We start from the raw sequence: 18,901 nt of genomic DNA, 5'->3' as shown, positions 1-18,901 counted from the left end.
CTGCGGCAGCTCCTACAGGGGCGGGTTATTTGAGGTTGACCTTGGAGTAGTCCTGGCGGCCGAACGGGCTGACGGCGTAGCCCTGCACGTCTTTGCGCGTCAGCGCGTAAGCGGTCGGGTGCGCCAGCGGCAGCCACAACGCCTGCTGCTGAATCTGCGCCTGCGCCTGCTCGTACAGCTTGGTGCGTACGCCTTGTTCGCTGGTGGTCTTGCCGGCGCTGATCAGCTTGTCGAGATCGGCATTGCAGTAGCGCGCGAAGTTGGTCCCCGACTTGACCGCAGCGCAGGAAAACTGCGGCGTGAGGAAGTTATCCGGGTCGCCGTTATCGCCGGCCCAGCCCATGAACAACAGATCATGCTCGCCCGCCTTGGCGCGACGAATCAGCTCGCCCCACTCGATCACGCGGATTTCCGCCTGAATACCGATCTCTGCCAGATCCGACTGCAGCATCTGTGCGCCGAGGCTTGGATTCGGATTAAGCAGGCTGCCCGACGGACGCGTCCAGATGGTGGTCTGGAAACCATCCTTCAACCCAGCCTTGGCCATCAGCGCCTTGGCTTTGGCGATGTCGTGCGGATAGCCCGGCAGGCTCTTCGCGTAGCTCCAGGTGTTCGGCGGGTAAGGGCCGTTCGCTGCTTCGGCGGTATCTTCAAACACAGCCTTGATGTAGTTGGCCTTGTCGAAGGCGAGGTTGATCGCCTGGCGCACTTCCGGCTTGTCCAGTGGCGGATGCTGGCTGTTGATGCCAACGAAAGCAGTCATGAACGCGTCAGTCTTTTCGACTTTTAATGTCGGTTCTTTCAGCGCGGCTTGTACGTCGAGTGGTTTCGGCGACAGGGCGATCTGGCACTCGTTACGTCGCAGCTTTTGCAGGCGCACGTTGGCGTCCGGGGTGATGGCGAAGATCAGCGGATCGACCGCAGGCTTGCCACCGAAGTAGTCCGGGTTGGCCTTGTAACGGATTGCCGCGTCTTTCTGGAAGCGGTTGAACACGAACGGGCCGGTGCCGATCGGTTGGCTGTTGAGCTTGTCCGTCGCGCCAGCCTTCATCAGTTTGTCGGCGTATTCGGCAGAATAGATCGAGGCGAAGCCCATGCTCAGGGTTGCCAGGAAAGTCGAATCTGGATGATCAAGGGTGAAGCGCACGGTCAGCGGATCGAGTGCGTCGATCTTCTTGATCAGTGCTGGCAACTGCATCGACTGCGCATGCGGGAAACCGCTTTGGGCGACTTTGTGCCACGGGTTCGCCGGGTCGAGCATGCGGTCGAAACTGAATTTGACGTCTTCAGCGGTCAGCTCGCGGCTCGGCTTGAAGTAATCGGTCGTGTGAAATTTCACCTGCGGATGCAGTTTGAACACGTACGTCAGGCCATCGGTGCTGACTTCCCAACTGTCGGCCAGGCTCGGCACGACTTTGCCGCTGGCGGTGTCGAAATCCACCAAGCGGTTCATCAGCACGTCGGCCGAGGCGTTGGTGGTGGTCAGCGAGTTGTATTGCACCACGTCGAACCCTTCCGGGCTGGCCTCGGTGCAAACGCTCAGCGCGGCGGCCTGGGCCAGAGGGCTCAGCAGGAGCGGGGCGAGCAACAGGGGTAGGGCAGCGAGGCGCATGGTCGGTTTCCTTTTACAGATCGAAGGCCCATCTGCAAGTGCAGTCTGGAAAAGGCCTACCCTAGAGGGCTGGATTACAAATGACTATCCCCTTTTTGCATTTTAAGGGCACAGTGATGGCGGTTTTTCAGACCACGGCGCTGCGTAAAAAGTCTGAAAGCCGTGTGCGGATGATTTTCTTCGACGAGTGGTAAAAACCGGTGCCGGCCTTTATCCAAAGCGTTCGCAGGTCGAAAAAACGCTTTTTTGTGGATTGATTGCACACGGAAAGTTGTTGCACCCCGGTCTTTCTGGTATAAAGCAGCGCTCTTTTCTAGGGGCCCGGTTCCTTCACTGTAGGTGTAGCCGGTAAGACCTCTAAAGAAACGCGGCGCCTGGCGCCAAATGACTGAGAGATTAAGCGGCCAACCCATGCCGGGTTGGGCATGTGGTTTTAGAGGGCTGAGGCATGTCGAGAGTATGTCAAGTTACCGGTAAGGGTCCGGTGACTGGGAATAACATTTCCCACGCAAACAACAAAACCCGTCGTCGTTTCCTGCCGAACCTGCAGCATCACCGCTTCTGGGTTGAAGAAGAGAAACGTTTTGTGCGTCTGCGCGTATCTGCCAAAGGCATGCGTATCATCGACAAGCGTGGCATCACTGTCGTGCTCGCCGAACTTCGCCGCGATGGCAAGATTTAAGGGAGCTAATCATGCGTGAATTGATTCGTTTGATCTCGAGCGCCGGTACTGGTCACTTCTACACTACCGACAAGAACAAGCGTACTACCCCGGACAAAATCGAGATCAAGAAATATGATCCGGTTGTTCGCAAGCACGTGATCTACAAGGAAGGCAAAATCAAGTAATTGATTTTTCCCGACTTACGAAAAAGGCCCGTATCTCACGATACGGGCCTTTTTTGTTGCCTTTGGATTTCTGTGGTGTCTGTGCGGGCCTCATCGCTGGCAAGCCAGCTCCCACAGGTTTTTGTGTTGAACACAATTTTGTGAACACCAATTTCCCCTGTGGGAGCTGGCTTGCCAGCGATAGGCCCGGATCAGCCAGCAAAAATCCTCAAGCCTTTTGTTCGAAGATCACATAGACCTTGCGGCAAGCCTCCAGCACTTCCCAGGTGCCACGAAACCCCGCCGGAATCACAAAGCGGTCGCCAACACGCAACGTCTTGGCATTGCCATCGCTGTCACGCAACACCGACACACCCTGCAAAATCTCGCAGTACTCATGCTCGGTGTAGTTCACCGTCCACTGGCCAACCGCGCCTTCCCACACGCCAACGCCCATCTGCCCACAAGGGCTGTCGTATTGATGGAACACCGCTTGTTCAGGATCACCCTTGAGCACTTTCGCCGGATCCGGGCGATAGCGTTCGGCTTCGCTGCTGGTCAGGCTGATGTCGACGACGTTCTGGATGTTCATTGTTGTTATCCCCCGTGAATACGGCGCGATTGGCTGGAAAGGGCCAAAGTCTATGTTGATTAAAATCAACACCGCAAGGCCGTATGGCCACCTTATGTCAAATATATTGAAACAACCCCGGCCGCTGGTTTAGGGTGGCGGGTGCCTCTGGCCGAAAAACCGGCTGGCCGGGCAGAATTCTTGAGGACGCTGGCGAAGATCGCGCGGCGCTCGTATTCAACAAGCGGAGGACACTCGAAATGACCACCCTGACTCGTGCCGACTGGGAACAACGCGCCCGCGACCTGAAAATCGAAGGCCGCGCCTATCTCAACGGCGAATACACCGACGCCGTCTCCGGCGAGACCTTCGAGTGCATCAGCCCGGTCGATGGCCGTCTGCTCGGCAAGATTGCCAGCTGTGACGCCGCCGACGCTCAGCGCGCTGTGGAAAACGCTCGCGCCACGTTCAATTCCGGCGTGTGGTCGCGTCTGGCACCGACCAAACGCAAAGCCACCATGATCCGTTTCGCCGGCCTGCTCAAGCAGCACGCCGAAGAACTGGCCCTGCTCGAAACCCTCGACATGGGCAAGCCGATCAGCGATTCGCTGTACATCGACGTTCCGGGCGCGGCGCAAGCGCTGAGCTGGAGCGGTGAAGCGATCGACAAGATTTACGACGAAGTGGCAGCGACGCCGCACGATCAACTGGGCCTGGTAACCCGCGAGCCCGTCGGTGTGGTCGGCGCCATCGTACCGTGGAACTTCCCGCTGATGATGGCGTGCTGGAAACTCGGCCCGGCGCTGTCGACCGGTAACTCGGTGATCCTCAAGCCATCGGAAAAATCGCCGCTGACCGCCATCCGCATCGCGGCGCTGGCCGTTGAAGCCGGTATCCCGAAAGGCGTACTCAACGTGCTGCCGGGCTACGGTCACACCGTCGGCAAGGCGCTGGCCCTGCATAACGATGTCGACACGCTGGTGTTCACCGGTTCGACCAAGATCGCCAAGCAACTGATGATCTACTCTGGCGAATCGAACATGAAACGCGTCTGGCTGGAAGCCGGTGGCAAAAGCCCGAACATCGTCTTTGCCGATGCGCCGGATCTGCAAGCTGCAGCCGAATCCGCTGCCAGCGCCATCGCCTTCAACCAGGGCGAAGTCTGCACCGCCGGTTCGCGTCTGCTGGTCGAGCGTTCGATCAAGGACAAATTCCTGCCGATGGTGATCGAGGCGCTGAAAGCCTGGAAACCGGGCAACCCGCTGGATCCGGCGACCAATGTCGGCGCGTTGGTCGACACGCAGCAGATGAATACTGTGCTGTCGTACATCGAATCCGGTCACACCGATGGCGCCAAACTGGTCGCCGGCGGCAAGCGCATTCTTCAGGAAACCGGCGGCACTTACGTTGAGCCAACGATTTTCGACGGCGTGAGCAACGCGATGAAGATCGCTCAGGAAGAAATCTTCGGGCCAGTGCTGTCGGTTATCGCTTTCGATACCGCTGAAGAAGCCATCCAGATCGCCAACGACACGCCGTATGGCCTGGCCGCTGCGGTGTGGACGCAAGACATCTCCAAGGCGCACCTGACCGCCAAAGCGCTGCGCGCCGGTAGCGTGTGGGTCAACCAGTACGACGGCGGCGACATGACCGCACCGTTTGGTGGTTTCAAACAGTCGGGTAACGGCCGCGACAAGTCGCTGCACGCGTTCGACAAATACACCGAGCTGAAAGCGACGTGGATCAAGCTGTAAGCCGTTAAGGGAGCCTGGTCACGCCAGGCTTCCAGACGAAACAGAGATCCTCTGTGAGAGCGGGCTTCCTGCCAAACAGAGATCCTCTGTGAGAGCGGGCTTCCTGCCAATCAGAGATCCCCTGTGTGAGCGGGCTTCCTGCCAATCAGAGATCCCCTGTGTGAGCGGGTTTCCTGACAAAACAGATATCCCTGTGGGAGCGAGCTTTTGTGGCGAGGGGATTTATCCCCGTTCGGCTGCGAAGCAGTCGCAAAATCAATGCGCGCGGTGTACCTGATACATCGCGCTTGCAGGTTTTGGGGCCGCTACGCGACCCAACGGGGATAAATCCCCTCACCACAAAGGCTCGCTCCCACAGTGGTTTTGCGGTGCACATAATAATTATCCACAGGAGCGTGGACCATGCGTTGGGCGACGTATTTCGCCGTGTTGGCGTCTGTCTTGAGTGTCGGCCTGGCCCTGGGGGTCAGCATGCCGTTGGTGTCGTTGCGTCTGGAGGGTTGGGGTTACGGCTCTTTCGCCATCGGCGTGATGGCGGCGATGCCGGCGATTGGCGTGTTGCTCGGCGCGAAGATTTCCAGTCATCTGGCGGCGCGCTTCGGCACGGCAAACCTGATGCGCCTGTGTCTGTGGGCGGGGGCGCTGTCGATCGGCTTGCTGGCGCTGTTGCCGAGTTACCCGATCTGGCTGCTGTTACGGCTGATGATTGGCGTGATCCTGACCATCGTGTTCATCCTCGGCGAGAGCTGGATCAATCAACTGGTGGTCGAGAGCTGGCGCGGTCGCTTGGTGGCGCTGTATGGCAGCAGTTATGCGTTGAGCCAGTTGTCTGGCCCGTTGCTGCTGGGCGCGCTCGGCACTGAAGACGATTACGGATTCTGGGTTGGCGTCGGCTTGCTGCTGGTTTCGCCATTGCTGTTGTTGGGCCGCAGCGGTGCGCCGAGCAGTGAGGCGAGCAGCGTGACCTTCCGCGACCTGTGGGGTTTTGCTCGCGACCTGCCGGCGATTGCCTGGGCGGTGTCGTTGTTCGCGGCGTTCGAGGCAATGATCCTGACGCTGCTGCCGGTGTATTGCCTGCAACAGGGATTCACTGCTGAGATCGCTTTGGCGATGGTTAGCACAGTGGTGGTCGGTGATGCATTGCTGCAATTGCCGATTGGCGCGTTGGCCGATTACCTGTCGCGACGCACTTTGTTCGCGGGTTGCGCGGTGGTGTTGATGCTGTCGAGTCTGGCGATTCCGCTGTTGCTCGATACGCTGTTGATCTGGCCGTTGTGGGTGTTATTTGGCGCCAGTGCAGGCGGGTTGTTCACGCTGTCGCTGATTCTGATTGGCGAGCGTTATCGCGATGATGCGCTGGTGCGGGCGAATGCGCATATCGCACAGCTCTGGGGTGTCGGGTGTCTGATCGGGCCGTTGGCGGCAGGGGCGGGGAGTCAGTGGATCAGCGGACATGCGTTGCCGCTGCTGATGGCGATCGGTGCGTTTGGGTTGGTGATATTGCTGTTGCGCCAAGGTGCATTCGGCCCAGTGACAGAACCTGCCTGAACAGGTATTTGGGATAAACCCTGTGGCGAGGGGATTTATCCCCGCTCGGCTGCGCAGCAGTCGTAACACCATCGCACGCGGTGTATCTGATACACCGCAATTGCAGGTTTTGGGGCTGCTTCGCAGCCCAACGGGGATAAATCCCCTCGCCACAAAAGCCCTCTAGAGCAGAGTTCTTTGTTGGATTACAACATGCGTTCCAGGCCGACGCTGGTACTTAACCACGCATTAAACCGTCGCCACCAACTCCCCGGCTCCTTGGTCAGTGTATGCATCTGGCCATTGTCTTCGGTGACCCAAACGATCTGACCATCCTGCAATTTCGCCTGATAACTCAACGCTGGCGCCATACCTTGCAACGCCAGCTCTCGCACATGTTCAGCCAACTTCGGACTGTCCACCAACACCCCGACCTCGGTGTTCCACAACACCGAACGCGGATCAAAGTTGAACGAGCCGATAAACGATTTCTGCCGGTCAAAAATCATCGCCTTGCTGTGCAAACTCGAATCCGAGCCACGGAACGACTTGCTGTAAAACACATGCGGGCCACTGCCGTAGTTATCCCCAGGCTGGCGGCGCAGTTCATACAGTTTCACACCGTGCTCCAACAGTGCCTTGCGGTACGGCGCATAACCGCCATGCACCGCCGGCACATCGGTGGCCTCCAGCGAATTGGTCAGCAGGCTCACGGAAACACCCGCATCGGCGCGCCCGGTCAGGTACACCAGCCCCGGTTGCCCCGGCACAAAGTACGCCGAAATCATGATCAGCTCTTTGCTGACGCCTTTCAGTTCCGGCGCCAGTTGCGTGGTCAGCAGTAATTGCGGATCCGGCTCATCCTTGGCCAGCACCTTGCTCGGCGCATCCCACAATGCCTGATTCCACGCCCAGATCAGCTCGTTGCGCCAGATGTCCATGCGCGGCTCGGTGGTGAAGGTCATCAGCTGCTGATACAGCGCGTGATTCTGTTTACGGGTTTCTTCCAGCGATTCTTCCAGGCGCGTGCGGGTGTTCTGCAAGTCTTTGGCGGTCGGTTTGCTGGAGAGAAATTCATCGATCGGCTTGCTCAGCGCGCTGTTCCAGTACTGGTCGAAACTGTGCCCGAGCTGCTCGGCCACCGGCCCCATGCTGAGCATGTCGATGTCGGTGAAATTCAGATTCGGCTCGGCATCGAAATACTCATCGCCCAGATTGCGCCCGCCGACGATGGCCGCGCTGTTGTCCGCCAGCCACAGTTTGTTGTGCATGCGCCGGTGTTGCAGCGACAGGTTGAACAGGCGCCCGGCCGCGCGGGTCACGCCGGTGCTGCGGCCCAGATGCAGCGGGTTGAACAGGCGAATCTGGATCTGCGGATGCGCCGCCAGCGTGGCGATGATCTGGTCGAGGCCATCGCTGGTGGTGTCGTCGAGCAGGATGCGTACGCGCACGCCACGGTCGGCAGCCTTGAGCAGTTCCTCGACGAGCATTCGTGTGCTGACGCCGTCGTGGACAATGTAGTACTGCAAATCGAGGCTGACCTGCGCGTGGCGGATCAGCTCGGCGCGGGCGGTGAAGGATTCAGTGCTGTTGGACAGCAGGCGAAAGCCGGAACGTCCCTGATACGGCGCGGCCTGGGCCTGGATCGAACGGCCGAAGCTGGAGCTGGACGCTGGTAACGCCTGACTTGGCTCGCGCGGCACGTCGAGACTGGCGCAGCCGCTCAGGAACGAGGCGAGTAACAGCAAGGCGAGTAGGGGCTGTCTGAAGCTCACGTAGGATTGTTCCGGTAGGCGGCAAAGGTCGGCATATGGACGCTGATGTCTGGAAAAAAGTCAGTCGGTTTCGGCAAGCAGTCTGATTGCGGTCTCGCCGACCTTGCGCACGGCTTCCTCGATCAGTGCTGTCGGCTTGGCAGCGTAGTTCATCCGCAAGCAATTACGGTACTTGCCCGAGGCAGAAAAGATGCTGCCGACGGCAATCTGTACGCCTTGGTCGAGCAGCGCACGATTCAGTTTCAGTGTGTCGAAGCCTTCCGGCAATTCAACCCACAACATAAAGCTGCCCTGTGGACGGCTGGCGCGGGTGCCGGCGGGGAAATAGCGGGTCACCCAATCGATCATCACGTCGCGATTGCGCTGGTATTGCGAGCGCATGCGCCGCAAATGCGGTTCGAAATGGCCGGATTTGAGAAATTCGGCAATGGCGATCTGCGGCTGTGGCGCGGTCGATCCGGTGCTGATGTATTTCATGTGCAGCACGCGCTCGAGGTATCGCCCCGGCGCGACCCAACCGATGCGCAGCCCCGGCGCCAGCGTCTTGGAAAACGAACTGCAGAGCAGCACGCGACCGTCTTCGTCGAAGGATTTGATCGTGCGCGGACGCGGGTAGGTGTAGGCCAGTTCGCCATACACGTCGTCTTCGATGATCGCCACGTCAAAGCGTTGGGCGAGGGTGAGCAGCGCGCGTTTGCGCGACTCCGGCATGATGTAGCCGAGCGGGTTGTTGCAGTTCGGGGTGAGCTGGATGACCTTGATCGGCCATTGTTCGAGCGCCAGTTCCAGCGCTTCGAGGCTGATGCCGGTGAGCGGGTCGGTGGGGATTTCCAGGGCTTTCATGCCGAGGCCTTTGAGGGTCTGCATGGCGCCGTGGAAGCTCGGCGAATCCACCGCGACGATGTCGCCCGGCTCGCAGATCGCATGGATGCTGGTGGACAACGCTTCGTGGCAACCGGTGGTCACGACCAGATCGCTGGCGCTCAACTGGCAGCCGGAATCGAGCATTAACCGGGCGATCTGCTCGCGCAGTTCGAGGGTGCCGTGGATGTTGTCGTAATACAGACCGGGCATGTCCTGGCGGCGGCTGATGCGGGCCAGCCCACGCAGCAGCGGCTTCATGGTCGGCGAGCTGATGTCGGGCATGCCGCGACCGAGTTGCACGACGTCCTTGCGCGGCACGGCGCGAATCAATTCGAGGACTTGATCCCACTGCGAAATCTCCACCGGCCGCTGCGCCGGCCGGCCTACTGCGGGCAACTCCGGCAGCTCACGCCCGACCGGCACAAAGTAGCCGGATTTGGGTTTCGGCGTGGCCAGGCCACTGTCTTCGAGCATGCGATAGGCCTGTTGCACCGTGCTCAGGCTGACCCCGTGTTCGACGCTCAAGGCGCGCACCGACGGCAAGCGGTCGCCGGGGCGATAGAAGCCTTGTTCGATGCGCGTGCCGAGCAATTCGGCGAGGTTTACGTAGAGGGTCATGGCGCTGCCTCGGTGCAGAAGATTCGGAAGACCAGTACAGATGCGAGATAAATCGTCAATTCAGTCCACAGAGCGGCAAATCTGTATGGAGTTAATACAGTTGCTTTGAATCTGTAACGGTTTTGCTCACCCGCGCATCATGGAATCTCTGGCTACCCAAGTAAACAGGAGCGACAAAAATGAACGGCTTGAGTGATGTGCGGCTGACGTTACACAGTCAGGAACTGGCGGCAGGGCAGAAGGATCGTGCGCGCAATGAGATCATGCGTAACGCACCGTCCGGCCTGAGCCGCTGGAGTCTGATGTGGCATCGTCTGCACACGCGCAAGGCGTTGCTGGCGTTGACGGCGGATCAGCTCAAGGACATCGGGCTGACGCGTGAGCAGGCGCAGGAGGAGGGGTTGAAGCCGTTCTGGCAGATCTGAACGACACCGATCGTTCCCACGCTCTGCGTGGGAACGCCGCCCCGGACGCTCTGCGTCCGCTGTGACGCAGAGCGTCACTGGATGCATTCCCACGCAGAGCGTGGGAACGATCAAAGCTCCTACAGAGGGGGTTTCACACCAACTCTTTGAGGCGATGCCACAACATCCCCAACGCCAACAGCGGCGAGCGCAAATGCTTGCCGCCCGGGAAGGTGATGTGCGGCACCTTGGCAAACAAATCAAACCCGCCGCCGTGCTGCCCGCTGATCGCCTCAGCCAGCAACTTGCCCGCCAGGTGCGTGGCATTTACCCCATGCCCGGAATAGGCCTGGGCGTAATACACGTTCGGCTGATCATTGAGCCGGCCGATCTGCGGCAGACGGTTCGCGCCGATGCCGATCATCCCGCCCCACTGATAATCGATCTTCACGCCCGCCAGTTGCGGGAATACTTCGAGCATCTTCGGCTGCATGTACGCGGCGATGTCTTTCGGATCACGTCCCGAGTAATGACAGGCACCGCCAAACAGCAAACGCCGATCCGCCGAGAGTCGGTAGTAATCCAGCGCCACCCGCTGATCACAGACCGCCATGTTTTGCGGCAGCAGGTTGTGCGCCTGCTCTTCGCTCAACGGTTCGGTAGCGATGATATAGCTGCCGGCGGGCAGGACTTTGCCGCTGAGTTGCGGATTCAGATCATTCAGATAGGCGTTGCAACCGAGCACCAGCGTCTTCGCCCGCACCGAACCTTGGGCGGTGTGGACTTTGACTTCCGGGCCGTAATCGATACGGGTCACTGCCGAGTGTTCAAACAGTTTCACACCCAACTGCAGCGCCGCCGCTGCTTCGCCCAATGCGAGATTGAGCGGATGCAGATGCCCTGAACCCATGTCGATCAAACCACCGACGTAGCGCTTGGAACCAACCACGGTGTGCATCTCGCTGGCTTGTAGCAGGCGGGTTTCGTAGCGATAACCGAGGCCGCGCAACTCTTCGGCGTCTTCGGCAAAACCTTCGAGGTCGGAAGGTTTGTTGGCGAGGTCGCAGTAGCCCCAGGTCAGGTCGCAGGCAATCTGAAAACGCTCGACGCGCTGGCGGACGATTTCCACCGCTTCCAGGCCCATCAGTTTCATCTCGCGTACGCCATCGCTGCCGACGACGTTGGCGAACTGATCGAGACCGTGGCCGACGCCGCGAATCAACTGCCCGCCGTTACGACCGCTGGCGCCCCAGCCGATCTTGTGCGCTTCCAGCAACACCACGCTGAGACCGCGCTCAGCCAGTTCCAGCGCCGTGTTCAACCCGGAAAAACCGCCGCCGACCACGCAGACGTCGGCCACCACGTCGCCTTGCAGCAGCGGATGATCCGGTTGCGGCAGGCTGCTGGCGGCGTAGTAAGAGGCAACGTGAGGTTGGCTCGCGGGGGAGTGGGCGCGGGCGGTCATGGGCAGGATCCTGAGACGGGGGTGTCGAGAAAATTTGACGGAGCATAAGCCGCACGCCCGAACGGGGGCAACACTGGTCGGCCTGCGGTGTCTGGATCACGGCTTTTGCGGCACAATTGCTGCCTACTTCACCTTGGTTACCGTTTCGATGAGCTGCAACAGCCAGACAGTCCGCACCTTGCGCCAGCAGATCCCCTCGTTCGAGTGCGTGCCCGGCTGCCACGATTGCTGTGGGCCGGTGACCACCTCGCCGGAAGAAATGGCCCGCCTGCCGCGCAAGACCCGCGCCGAGCAGGATGCGGCAATGGATGAGCTGAACTGTGTGCACCTGGGGCCGAATGGCTGCACGGTGTATGAAGAGCGGCCGTTGATTTGCCGGCTGTTTGGTACGACCAAGACTTTGCCTTGCCCGAATGAGCGGCGGCCGGTGGAGCTGATTCATCCGCGGGTGGAGAAGCAGATTTTCGAGTACATGGCGGCGAATCGGCAGGTGCTGGTTTAACGGTCACTCGGAACCGTGTCGACGCCATCGCTGGCAAGCCAGCTCCCACAGGTTCGGCGTCGTACACAAATGTTGTGAACACCGATAATCACTATGGGAGCTGGCTTGCCAGCGATGGGGCCGGGTCAGGAATCCCCAATCTCAGTCTGGAATCGGCAGGCTCAAGCTCTCCTTAACCTCTTCCATCACGATATAACTCTTCGACTCCCGCACATGCGGCAGTTTCAGCAGAATGTCGCCCAGCAGCTTGCGGTACGAGGCCATCTCGGAAATCCGCGCCTTCACCAGGTAGTCGAAATCCCCTGACACCAAATGGCACTCCAGCACGTGCGGCAATTTCAGCACCGCGCGGCGGAACTCCTCGAACGTGTCGCCGGATTTGTAGTCGAGGCTGATCTCGACGAACACCAGCAAGCTACCCTTCAAGTGCTGCGGATTGAGCCGGGCGTTGTAGCCCATGATGATCCCTTCGCGCTCCAGACGCCGCACGCGCTCGGTGCACGGCGTGGTCGAGAGCCCGACCTTTTCGCCCAGCTCGGTAAAGGAAATCCGCCCGTCCGCCTGCAGGATCCGCAAGATGTTGCGGTCGATCTTGTCCAGCTCACGTTTGGTCTGAGTGTTGGTACGCATAGGGGATGCGCCTCCGTGAAAAGGGTTTTTGCCGAGAATTGTCGCCAAATATAGGCGCTTATATAGTGAAAAGCACTGGCATTTCTTTTTTACACTGCGCGCATCATTGCTCTAACAACAGACGTACGCGGCCCCGCCGCGATGAGGGATACAAAAATGCGCGTAATGGTCTTGGGTAGCGGCGTCATCGGTACCGCCAGTGCTTACTATCTGGCCCGTGCCGGGTTTGAAGTGGTGGTGGTCGACCGGCAGCCGGCTGCGGCCATGGAGACCAGTTTCGCCAACGCCGGCCAGGTCTCGCCGGGCTATGCCTCGCCGTGGGCCGCGCCGGGCGTACCGCTCAAAGCGATCAAGTGGCTGTTGCAACGCCACGCCCCTCTCGCGATCAAGGCCACTGCCGACATCGACCAGTACCTGTGGATGGCGCAGATGCTGCGCAACTGCACCGCCAACCGTTACGCGTTGAACAAGGAGCGCATGGTGCGTCTGTCCGAGTACAGCCGTGACTGCCTCGATGAACTGCGCGCCGAAACCGGCATCGCCTACGAAGGCCGCAGCCTTGGTACGACTCAGTTGTTCCGCACTCAGGCGCAGCTTGATGGCGCCGCCAAAGACATCGCCGTGCTGAAAGAATCCGGCGTGCCGTTTGAAGTCCTCGACCGCGCCGGCATTGCCCGCGTCGAGCCGGCGCTGGCGGGTGTCACTGACATCCTCGCCGGTGCATTGCGCCTGCCGAACGATCAGACTGGCGACTGCCAGATGTTCACCACGCGCCTCGCCGAAATGGCAGTGAAACTCGGTGTGGAATTCCGCTTCGGCCAGGACATCCAGAAACTCGACTACGCCGGTGATCGCATCAACGGCGTGTGGATCGACGGCAAGCTGGAAACCGCCGACCGCTACGTGCTGGCGCTCGGCAGCTACTCGCCGCAACTGCTCAAGCCGCTGGGCATCAAAGCCCCGGTGTATCCGCTCAAGGGTTACTCGCTGACCGTGCCGATCACCAACCCGGCGATGGCGCCGACTTCGACTATTCTCGACGAGACCTACAAGGTCGCGATCACCCGTTTCGACAACCGCATCCGCGTCGGCGGCATGGCCGAGATCGCCGGTTTTGACCTGTCGCTGAACCCGCGTCGCCGCGAAACCCTGGAGATGATCGTCAACGACCTTTATCCTCAGGGCGGTAATCTGGCCGAAGCGAGTTTCTGGACCGGTCTGCGTCCGACCACGCCGGATGGCACGCCGATCGTTGGCGCCACGCCGTTCAAGAATCTGTTCCTCAACACCGGTCACGGCACCCTCGGTTGGACCATGGCGTGCGGTTCCGGTCGCTTGCTGGCCGACCTGATGGCGAAGAAAAAGCCACAGATCAGCGCCGAAGGCCTCGATATTTCCCGTTACGGCAACAAAATTCAGGAGTCCGCAAAACATGTCAATCCAGCGCCAGCTCACCAATGAGCGCATGAGTCAGATCGTCAGCCACAACGGCACCGTGTATTTGGCCGGGCAGGTCGGCGACGACTTCGACGCCGGGATTGAACAGCAGACCCGCGACGTTCTGGCCAATATCGAGCGCCTGCTCGACCTCGCCGGGACTGACAAACAGCACCTGCTGTCGGCGACGATTTACCTGAACGGCATCGATGAGCACTTCGCCGGGATGAACTCGGTGTGGGATCAGTGGCTGCCAAAAGGCGCCGCGCCGGCCCGTGCCACCGTCGAAGCGAAAATGGCCAAGCCGAGCATTCTGGTAGAAATCTCTATCGTCGCCGCGCTGCCGTAAAAAGTTGTAAAGATCCCTCTCCCGGCGCTGTTGGCGGTTCACGTCGTCAGTCGGCGCCGGTTTTTATTCCCATGACCGCCTAGAAGTCTGCCGCCATGCGTCCTGCCCGTGCCCTGATCGACCTTCAAGCCCTGCGCCACAATTACCGAATTGCCCGCGAAGTCACCGGCGCCAAGGCGCTTGCGGTGATCAAGGCCGATGCCTATGGCCATGGCGCGGTGCGTTGCGCCCAGGCGCTGGAAGGCGAGGCCGACGGGTTTGCCGTTGCCTGCATCGAGGAGGCGCTGGAACTGCGCGCCGCCGGCATTTTTGCGCCAGTGTTGTTGCTGGAAGGGATTTTCGAGGCCGACGAGCTGGCGCTGATCGTCGAGCATGATTTCTGGACGGTGGTGCACTCGCTTTGGCAGCTCGAAGCAATCGAGCAGGCAGCGCTGAGCAAACCGATCACCGTCTGGCTGAAGCTCGATTCGGGCATGCACCGCGTCGGGCTGCATCCAAAGGATTATCCGGCGGCTTATCAACGTCTGCTGGCCAGCGGCAAAGTGGCGAAAATCGTCTTGATGAGCCACTTCGCCCGCGCCGATGAGCTGCATGCGCAGAGCAGCACCGAGCAAGTTGCGGTGTTTGAAGCGGCGCGTCAGGGGCTGGCGGCGGAAGTCAGCCTGCGCAACTCGCCCGCCGTACTCGGTTGGCCGCAGATCCACAGTGACTGGGTGCGTCCGGGCATCATGCTGTATGGCGCGACCCCGTTCGAAGAAGCCAACGCCGTGGCGGATCGTTTGCAACCGGTGATGACTCTGGAATCGAAAGTCATCTGCGTGCGTGAGCTGCCGGCCGGTGAGCCTGTCGGTTACGGCGCCAAATTCATCACCGACAAACCGATGCGCATCGGTGTGGTTGCCATGGGTTACGCCGACGGCTACCCGCGTCAGGCGCCAACCGGCACGCCAGTTTTGGTGGCAGGTAAACGCAGCCGCATTATCGGTCGCGTGTCGATGGACATGCTTTGCATCGATCTTACCGATGTGCCGGAAGCCGGTCTCGGTTCGACCGTTGAGCTGTGGGGCAAAAACATTCTCGCCAGTGAAGTGGCGCAGTGGGCCGACACCATTCCGTACCAGATCTTCTGCAACCTGCGTCGAGTGCCAAGGCTCTATTCCGAGGGTTGACGCCACTGCGGGGGCCAAGTGTTGTAAATACTGAACGCTGTCGCCATGATAACGCTCAATATTCTTACAACATCAGGAGGCTCGCGCCTTGGACGTCGGTGAACGACTGCAATCGATCCGCAAGCTCAAAGGGCTTTCCCAGCGTGAACTCGCCAAACGCGCGGGCGTCACCAACAGCACCATTTCGATGATCGAAAAGAACAGCGTCAGCCCTTCGATCAGTTCGCTGAGAAAGGTGCTGGGCGGCATTCCCATGTCCATGGTCGAGTTCTTTTCCGAAGAAATCCTGCAGGAAGTCCCGACCCAGATCGTCTACAAGGCCAACGAGCTGATCGACATTTCCGACGGCGCCGTGACCATGAAACTGGTCGGCCGCGCGCACCCCAGCCGCGCCATCGCCTTCCTCAACGAAATCTACCCGCCGGGCGCTGACACCGGCGAAGAAATGCTCACCCATGAAGGCGAGGAAACCGGGATTCTGGTGGAAGGTCGTCTGGAACTGGTGGTGGGTCTGGAAACTTTTATTCTCGAAGCCGGTGACAGCTACTACTTTGAAAGTACCAAGCCGCATCGTTTCCGTAATCCGTTCGACTTGCCTGCGCGACTAATCAGCGCAGCCACGCCGGCAAACTTTTAAACCAAGAGGCGCCAGGCCATTACGGCAAAGGCACCCAAGCTGTTTTACCGATGCGCAACAAGACCCCTTTAATCATGGGGTTGTTTCAGTGTGGCGGGCTACCCGCTATACTTGCGCCCGCCTGCGAACCGTGGCCGCAGGCGTGAATAGCCACCATTGAGGGTGAACGCGTGAATCTAATTATGAAAATGCTGGCTGCACCAGCAACCGTACTGGCCCTCTGGGCTGTCAGCGCTCAAGCTGCGACGAATGACGACATTGCCAAACGCCTCGAGCCTGTCGGCCAGGTGTGTGTTCAAGGTCAGGAATGCAAAGGGATGGAAGTGGCGGCGACTGCCGGCGGTGGTGGCGGTGCCAAGACTCCGGACGAAGTGATTGCCAAACATTGCAACGCTTGCCACGGTTCCGGGTTGTTGGGTGCGCCGAAAATCGGTGATGCGGCAGCCTGGAAAGACCGCGCCGATCACCAGGGCGGCCTCGACGGCCTGCTGGCAAAAGCCATTACAGGCCTGAACGCCATGCCGCCAAAAGGCACCTGCGCTGATTGCTCGGATGACGAGTTGAAAGGCGCGATCCAGAAGATGTCCGGCCTGAAATAAGCTGCGCTTCTGATGAAAAAAACCGTCTTCGGACGGTTTTTTTGTGCCTGCGATTCAGGGGCTGGGCTGTTCATTGCAGCAAAGTAGCGGCAAGCTCGGTCTACCCCTATTCACGGAACGGGCAGGAGGCTTCAGATGGTGCAGTTGTGTTCGATCGAACAGGCGGTGGATGACGTGCTGGCACGCTTGCCGGCGCATATCCACATGGGCATGCCGCTGGGCCTGGGCAAACCCAATCACTTCGTCAACGCGCTGTACCGGCGGATCAAAGGCTTGCCCGAGCGGCAACTGACGATCTACACCGCGCTGTGCCTCGGCCGCCCGGCGTTGGGCGACGGTTTGCAAAAGCGCTTCATCGAACCCTTCGTCGAGCGCATCTTCGGTGACTATCCGGAATTCGATTTCCTCGCCGACCTGCACCGCGACAGCCTGCCCGCCAACATCCGCATCGAGCAGTTTTTCATGCAGCCCGGCAGCCTGCTCAACAGCGCGCCGGCCCAGCAGGATTACGTCAGCAGCAACTACAGCCACGCCGCCCGCGACATCAACGCCGCCGGCCTGAACCTGGTGGCGCAGTTATTGGCCAGCAGCAGCGAACACCCGGATCGCCTGAGCCTGAGTTGCAACCCGGACATCACCCTCGACCTGTTGCCGATGATCGCCAAGCGCCGCGAGGCCGGGGAGACTATTTTGCTGGTCGGCCAGGTCCACACCGATCTGCCGTACATGCCCGGCGATGCCGAAGTCGATATCGACACCTTCGACCTGTTGATCGACGCGAAGGACAGCAGCACGCTGTTTTCCACGCCGAACATGCCGGTGGGGTTTCAGGATCATTTCATTGGTTTGCATGCGAGTACGCTGGTGCGCGACGGGGGTACGTTGCAGATCGGCATCGGTTCGATGGGCGATGCGCTGACTGCCGCGTTGCTCGCACGTCAAGCCGATAATGCCGGCTATAAAGCGCTGCTCGACGACATCAACCTCAGCCAATGGGCGCAGTTGATCAACCGCGAGGGCGGCACCGGGCCGTTCGCCAAAGGCCTGTACGGTTGCAGCGAAATGTTCGTCAACGGCCTGCTGGTGCTGGCGGATGCCGGGATCATCCGGCGCAAGGTCTACCCCGATGTACCGACGCAGGAACAGGCCAACGCCGGCACTCTCGACGAAGCGGCGCAAACTGACGGTATCTCCGTGCACGGCGGATTCTTCCTCGGCCCGCGCAGTTTCTACGAGCGCCTGCGTGAGTTGCCGTTGAGCAAACGCCTCGAATTCAACATGACCCGCATCAGCTACATCAACGAGCTCTATGGGCAGGAAGAACTCAAGCGCCTACAACGCCTCGACGCGCGGTTCATCAACACGGTATTCACCATGACTTTGCTCGGTGCCGGTGTGGCGGATCAACTGGAGGATGGGCGAGTACTCAGCGGAGTCGGCGGGCAGTACAACTTCGTCGCGCAGGGGCATGCGTTGCACGATGCCCGTTCGATTCTGATCCTGCGTAGCTGGCGTGAATCCGGTGGCGACGTCAGTTCCAACATCGTCTGGGAATACGGCCACTGCACGATTCCGCGGCATCTGCGTGATATCGTCGTGACCGAATACGGCATCGCTGATCTGCGCGGTAAATCCGACGCTGTAGTGATCGAATCGCTGTTGAACATTAGTGACTCGCGCTTCCAGCAGGGCCTGATCGAACAAGCGCAAAAGGTCGGCAAGCTGCCAAAGGATTTCCGCCTCGATCCACGCTTCGCCGAGAACACGCCGCAGCGTTTGCAAGCCATCGCCGCACGGCATGCGAACCTGTTTCCGGAGTATCCACTGGGCTGTGATTTCACTGCGATCGAACGGGATTTACTGCGGGCGCTGAACTGGCTGAAGAGCAAATTCAAACTCAGCGAAATCCTCGAACTGGGCAAAGCCGCCCTCGACGCCCCCGAGGCATCGCTCTACCCCGAACACCTCGAACGCATGCAACTCACAAACCCGGAAGGCCTGAAAGAAGACCTCTTCCAACGCCTGCTGCTCACCGGCCTAAAAGCCACCACCCAAACCCTGTAGGAGCTGCGGCACGCTGCGATCTTTTGATCCTGATCTTTGAAAATATCAAAAGATCGCAGCCTCGTTGCACTCGACAGCTCCTACATAGCAACTGCG

At 59.9% G+C, this 18,901-nt stretch carries 18 protein-coding genes; 12 read left to right on the top strand and 6 right to left on the bottom strand.

Annotated features, from left to right (window positions below):
* Positions 1–25: 25 nt before the first annotated feature.
* Positions 26–1,612, bottom strand: coding sequence for an ABC transporter substrate-binding protein (locus PMI37_RS26045; RefSeq protein WP_008086803.1), 1,587 nt, complete (start codon positions 1,610–1,612; stop codon positions 26–28).
* Between the two features lie 448 nt (positions 1,613–2,060).
* Between PMI37_RS26045 and rpmB the strand changes: the two genes are divergently transcribed.
* Complete coding sequence (gene rpmB / locus PMI37_RS26040; protein WP_007920377.1) at positions 2,061–2,294, top strand: 50S ribosomal protein L28; 234 nt, start codon at positions 2,061–2,063, stop codon at positions 2,292–2,294.
* Positions 2,295–2,305: 11 nt separating this feature from the next.
* Positions 2,306–2,461 (top strand): 50S ribosomal protein L33, encoded by a 156-nt coding sequence (rpmG, locus tag PMI37_RS26035; RefSeq protein WP_003177274.1) that lies wholly within the window; start codon positions 2,306–2,308, stop codon positions 2,459–2,461.
* Between the two features lie 208 nt (positions 2,462–2,669).
* Here rpmG and PMI37_RS26030 read toward each other — a convergent pair whose 3' ends face one another.
* Positions 2,670–3,032, bottom strand: a complete 363-nt coding sequence (locus PMI37_RS26030; protein WP_008086800.1) for a cupin domain-containing protein — start codon at positions 3,030–3,032, stop codon at positions 2,670–2,672.
* A gap of 239 nt (positions 3,033–3,271) precedes the next feature.
* On the opposite strand from PMI37_RS26030, the gene PMI37_RS26025 reads away from it, so the two are divergent.
* Together PMI37_RS26025 and PMI37_RS26020 are read left to right on the top strand one after the other, a co-directional pair.
* On the top strand, positions 3,272–4,765 hold the full coding sequence (locus tag PMI37_RS26025; RefSeq protein ID WP_008086799.1) for an aldehyde dehydrogenase: 1,494 nt from the start codon (positions 3,272–3,274) through the stop codon (positions 4,763–4,765).
* A 402-nt stretch (positions 4,766–5,167) separates the two neighbouring features.
* Complete coding sequence (locus tag PMI37_RS26020; RefSeq protein WP_008086797.1) at positions 5,168–6,313, top strand: MFS transporter; 1,146 nt, start codon at positions 5,168–5,170, stop codon at positions 6,311–6,313.
* Positions 6,314–6,498: 185 nt separating this feature from the next.
* Here PMI37_RS26020 and PMI37_RS26015 read toward each other — a convergent pair whose 3' ends face one another.
* Together PMI37_RS26015 and PMI37_RS26010 are read right to left on the bottom strand one after the other, a co-directional pair.
* Positions 6,499–8,067: a phospholipase D family protein gene (locus PMI37_RS26015; RefSeq protein WP_008086796.1), complete on the bottom strand. Its 1,569-nt coding sequence runs from the start codon at positions 8,065–8,067 to the stop codon at positions 6,499–6,501.
* Between the two features lie 60 nt (positions 8,068–8,127).
* The gene (locus PMI37_RS26010; protein WP_008086793.1) at positions 8,128–9,549 is read right to left on the bottom strand and encodes an aminotransferase-like domain-containing protein; all 1,422 of its coding nucleotides are present in this window, start codon (positions 9,547–9,549) and stop codon (positions 8,128–8,130) included.
* 179 nt (positions 9,550–9,728) lie between these two features.
* Between PMI37_RS26010 and PMI37_RS26005 the strand changes: the two genes are divergently transcribed.
* Positions 9,729–9,974, top strand: a complete 246-nt coding sequence (locus PMI37_RS26005; RefSeq protein ID WP_008086791.1) for a DUF1127 domain-containing protein — start codon at positions 9,729–9,731, stop codon at positions 9,972–9,974.
* Between the two features lie 133 nt (positions 9,975–10,107).
* On the opposite strand, the gene PMI37_RS26000 is transcribed toward PMI37_RS26005, so the two are convergent.
* Positions 10,108–11,418 carry an NAD(P)/FAD-dependent oxidoreductase gene (locus PMI37_RS26000; RefSeq protein WP_008086789.1) on the bottom strand — a complete coding sequence of 437 codons (1,311 nt, stop codon included), beginning with the start codon at positions 11,416–11,418 and terminating at the stop codon, positions 10,108–10,110.
* Positions 11,419–11,566: 148 nt separating this feature from the next.
* Here PMI37_RS26000 and PMI37_RS25995 point away from each other — a divergent pair, with 148 nt between their 5' ends.
* On the top strand, positions 11,567–11,920 hold the full coding sequence (locus PMI37_RS25995; protein WP_008086787.1) for a YkgJ family cysteine cluster protein: 354 nt from the start codon (positions 11,567–11,569) through the stop codon (positions 11,918–11,920).
* 141 nt (positions 11,921–12,061) lie between these two features.
* Here PMI37_RS25995 and PMI37_RS25990 read toward each other — a convergent pair whose 3' ends face one another.
* Complete coding sequence (locus PMI37_RS25990) at positions 12,062–12,550, bottom strand: Lrp/AsnC ligand binding domain-containing protein (RefSeq protein WP_003177284.1); 489 nt, start codon at positions 12,548–12,550, stop codon at positions 12,062–12,064.
* Between the two features lie 156 nt (positions 12,551–12,706).
* On the opposite strand from PMI37_RS25990, the gene dadA reads away from it, so the two are divergent.
* The 6 genes from dadA (at position 12,707) to PMI37_RS25960 (ending at position 18,805) form a co-directional block, all read left to right on the top strand.
* Positions 12,707–14,011, top strand: coding sequence for a D-amino acid dehydrogenase (gene dadA, locus PMI37_RS25985; protein ID WP_008086785.1), 1,305 nt, complete (start codon positions 12,707–12,709; stop codon positions 14,009–14,011).
* Entirely contained in the window at positions 13,983–14,336 is a 354-nt protein-coding gene (locus PMI37_RS25980; RefSeq protein WP_008086784.1) for a RidA family protein, read from the top strand. Before dadA ends, PMI37_RS25980 begins: the two co-directional genes overlap by 29 nt.
* Before the next feature lie 95 nt (positions 14,337–14,431).
* Positions 14,432–15,505, top strand: a complete 1,074-nt coding sequence (gene alr / locus PMI37_RS25975; protein ID WP_008086782.1) for an alanine racemase — start codon at positions 14,432–14,434, stop codon at positions 15,503–15,505.
* An 88-nt stretch (positions 15,506–15,593) separates the two neighbouring features.
* On the top strand, positions 15,594–16,142 hold the full coding sequence (locus tag PMI37_RS25970) for a cupin domain-containing protein (protein WP_008086779.1): 549 nt from the start codon (positions 15,594–15,596) through the stop codon (positions 16,140–16,142).
* A gap of 182 nt (positions 16,143–16,324) precedes the next feature.
* On the top strand, positions 16,325–16,741 hold the full coding sequence (locus PMI37_RS25965; RefSeq protein WP_045123295.1) for a c-type cytochrome: 417 nt from the start codon (positions 16,325–16,327) through the stop codon (positions 16,739–16,741).
* Positions 16,742–16,876: 135 nt separating this feature from the next.
* Positions 16,877–18,805, top strand: a complete 1,929-nt coding sequence (locus PMI37_RS25960; RefSeq protein WP_008086775.1) for an acetyl-CoA hydrolase/transferase C-terminal domain-containing protein — start codon at positions 16,877–16,879, stop codon at positions 18,803–18,805.
* Positions 18,806–18,901 lie beyond the last annotated feature (96 nt).

It is taken from the genome of Pseudomonas sp. GM80, assembly GCF_000282515.1.
Taxonomy (GTDB): Bacteria; Pseudomonadota; Gammaproteobacteria; order Pseudomonadales; family Pseudomonadaceae; genus Aquipseudomonas.
Note: the sequence above shows the minus strand (reverse complement) of the source record. Positions and strands in the feature narration are given on the sequence as shown.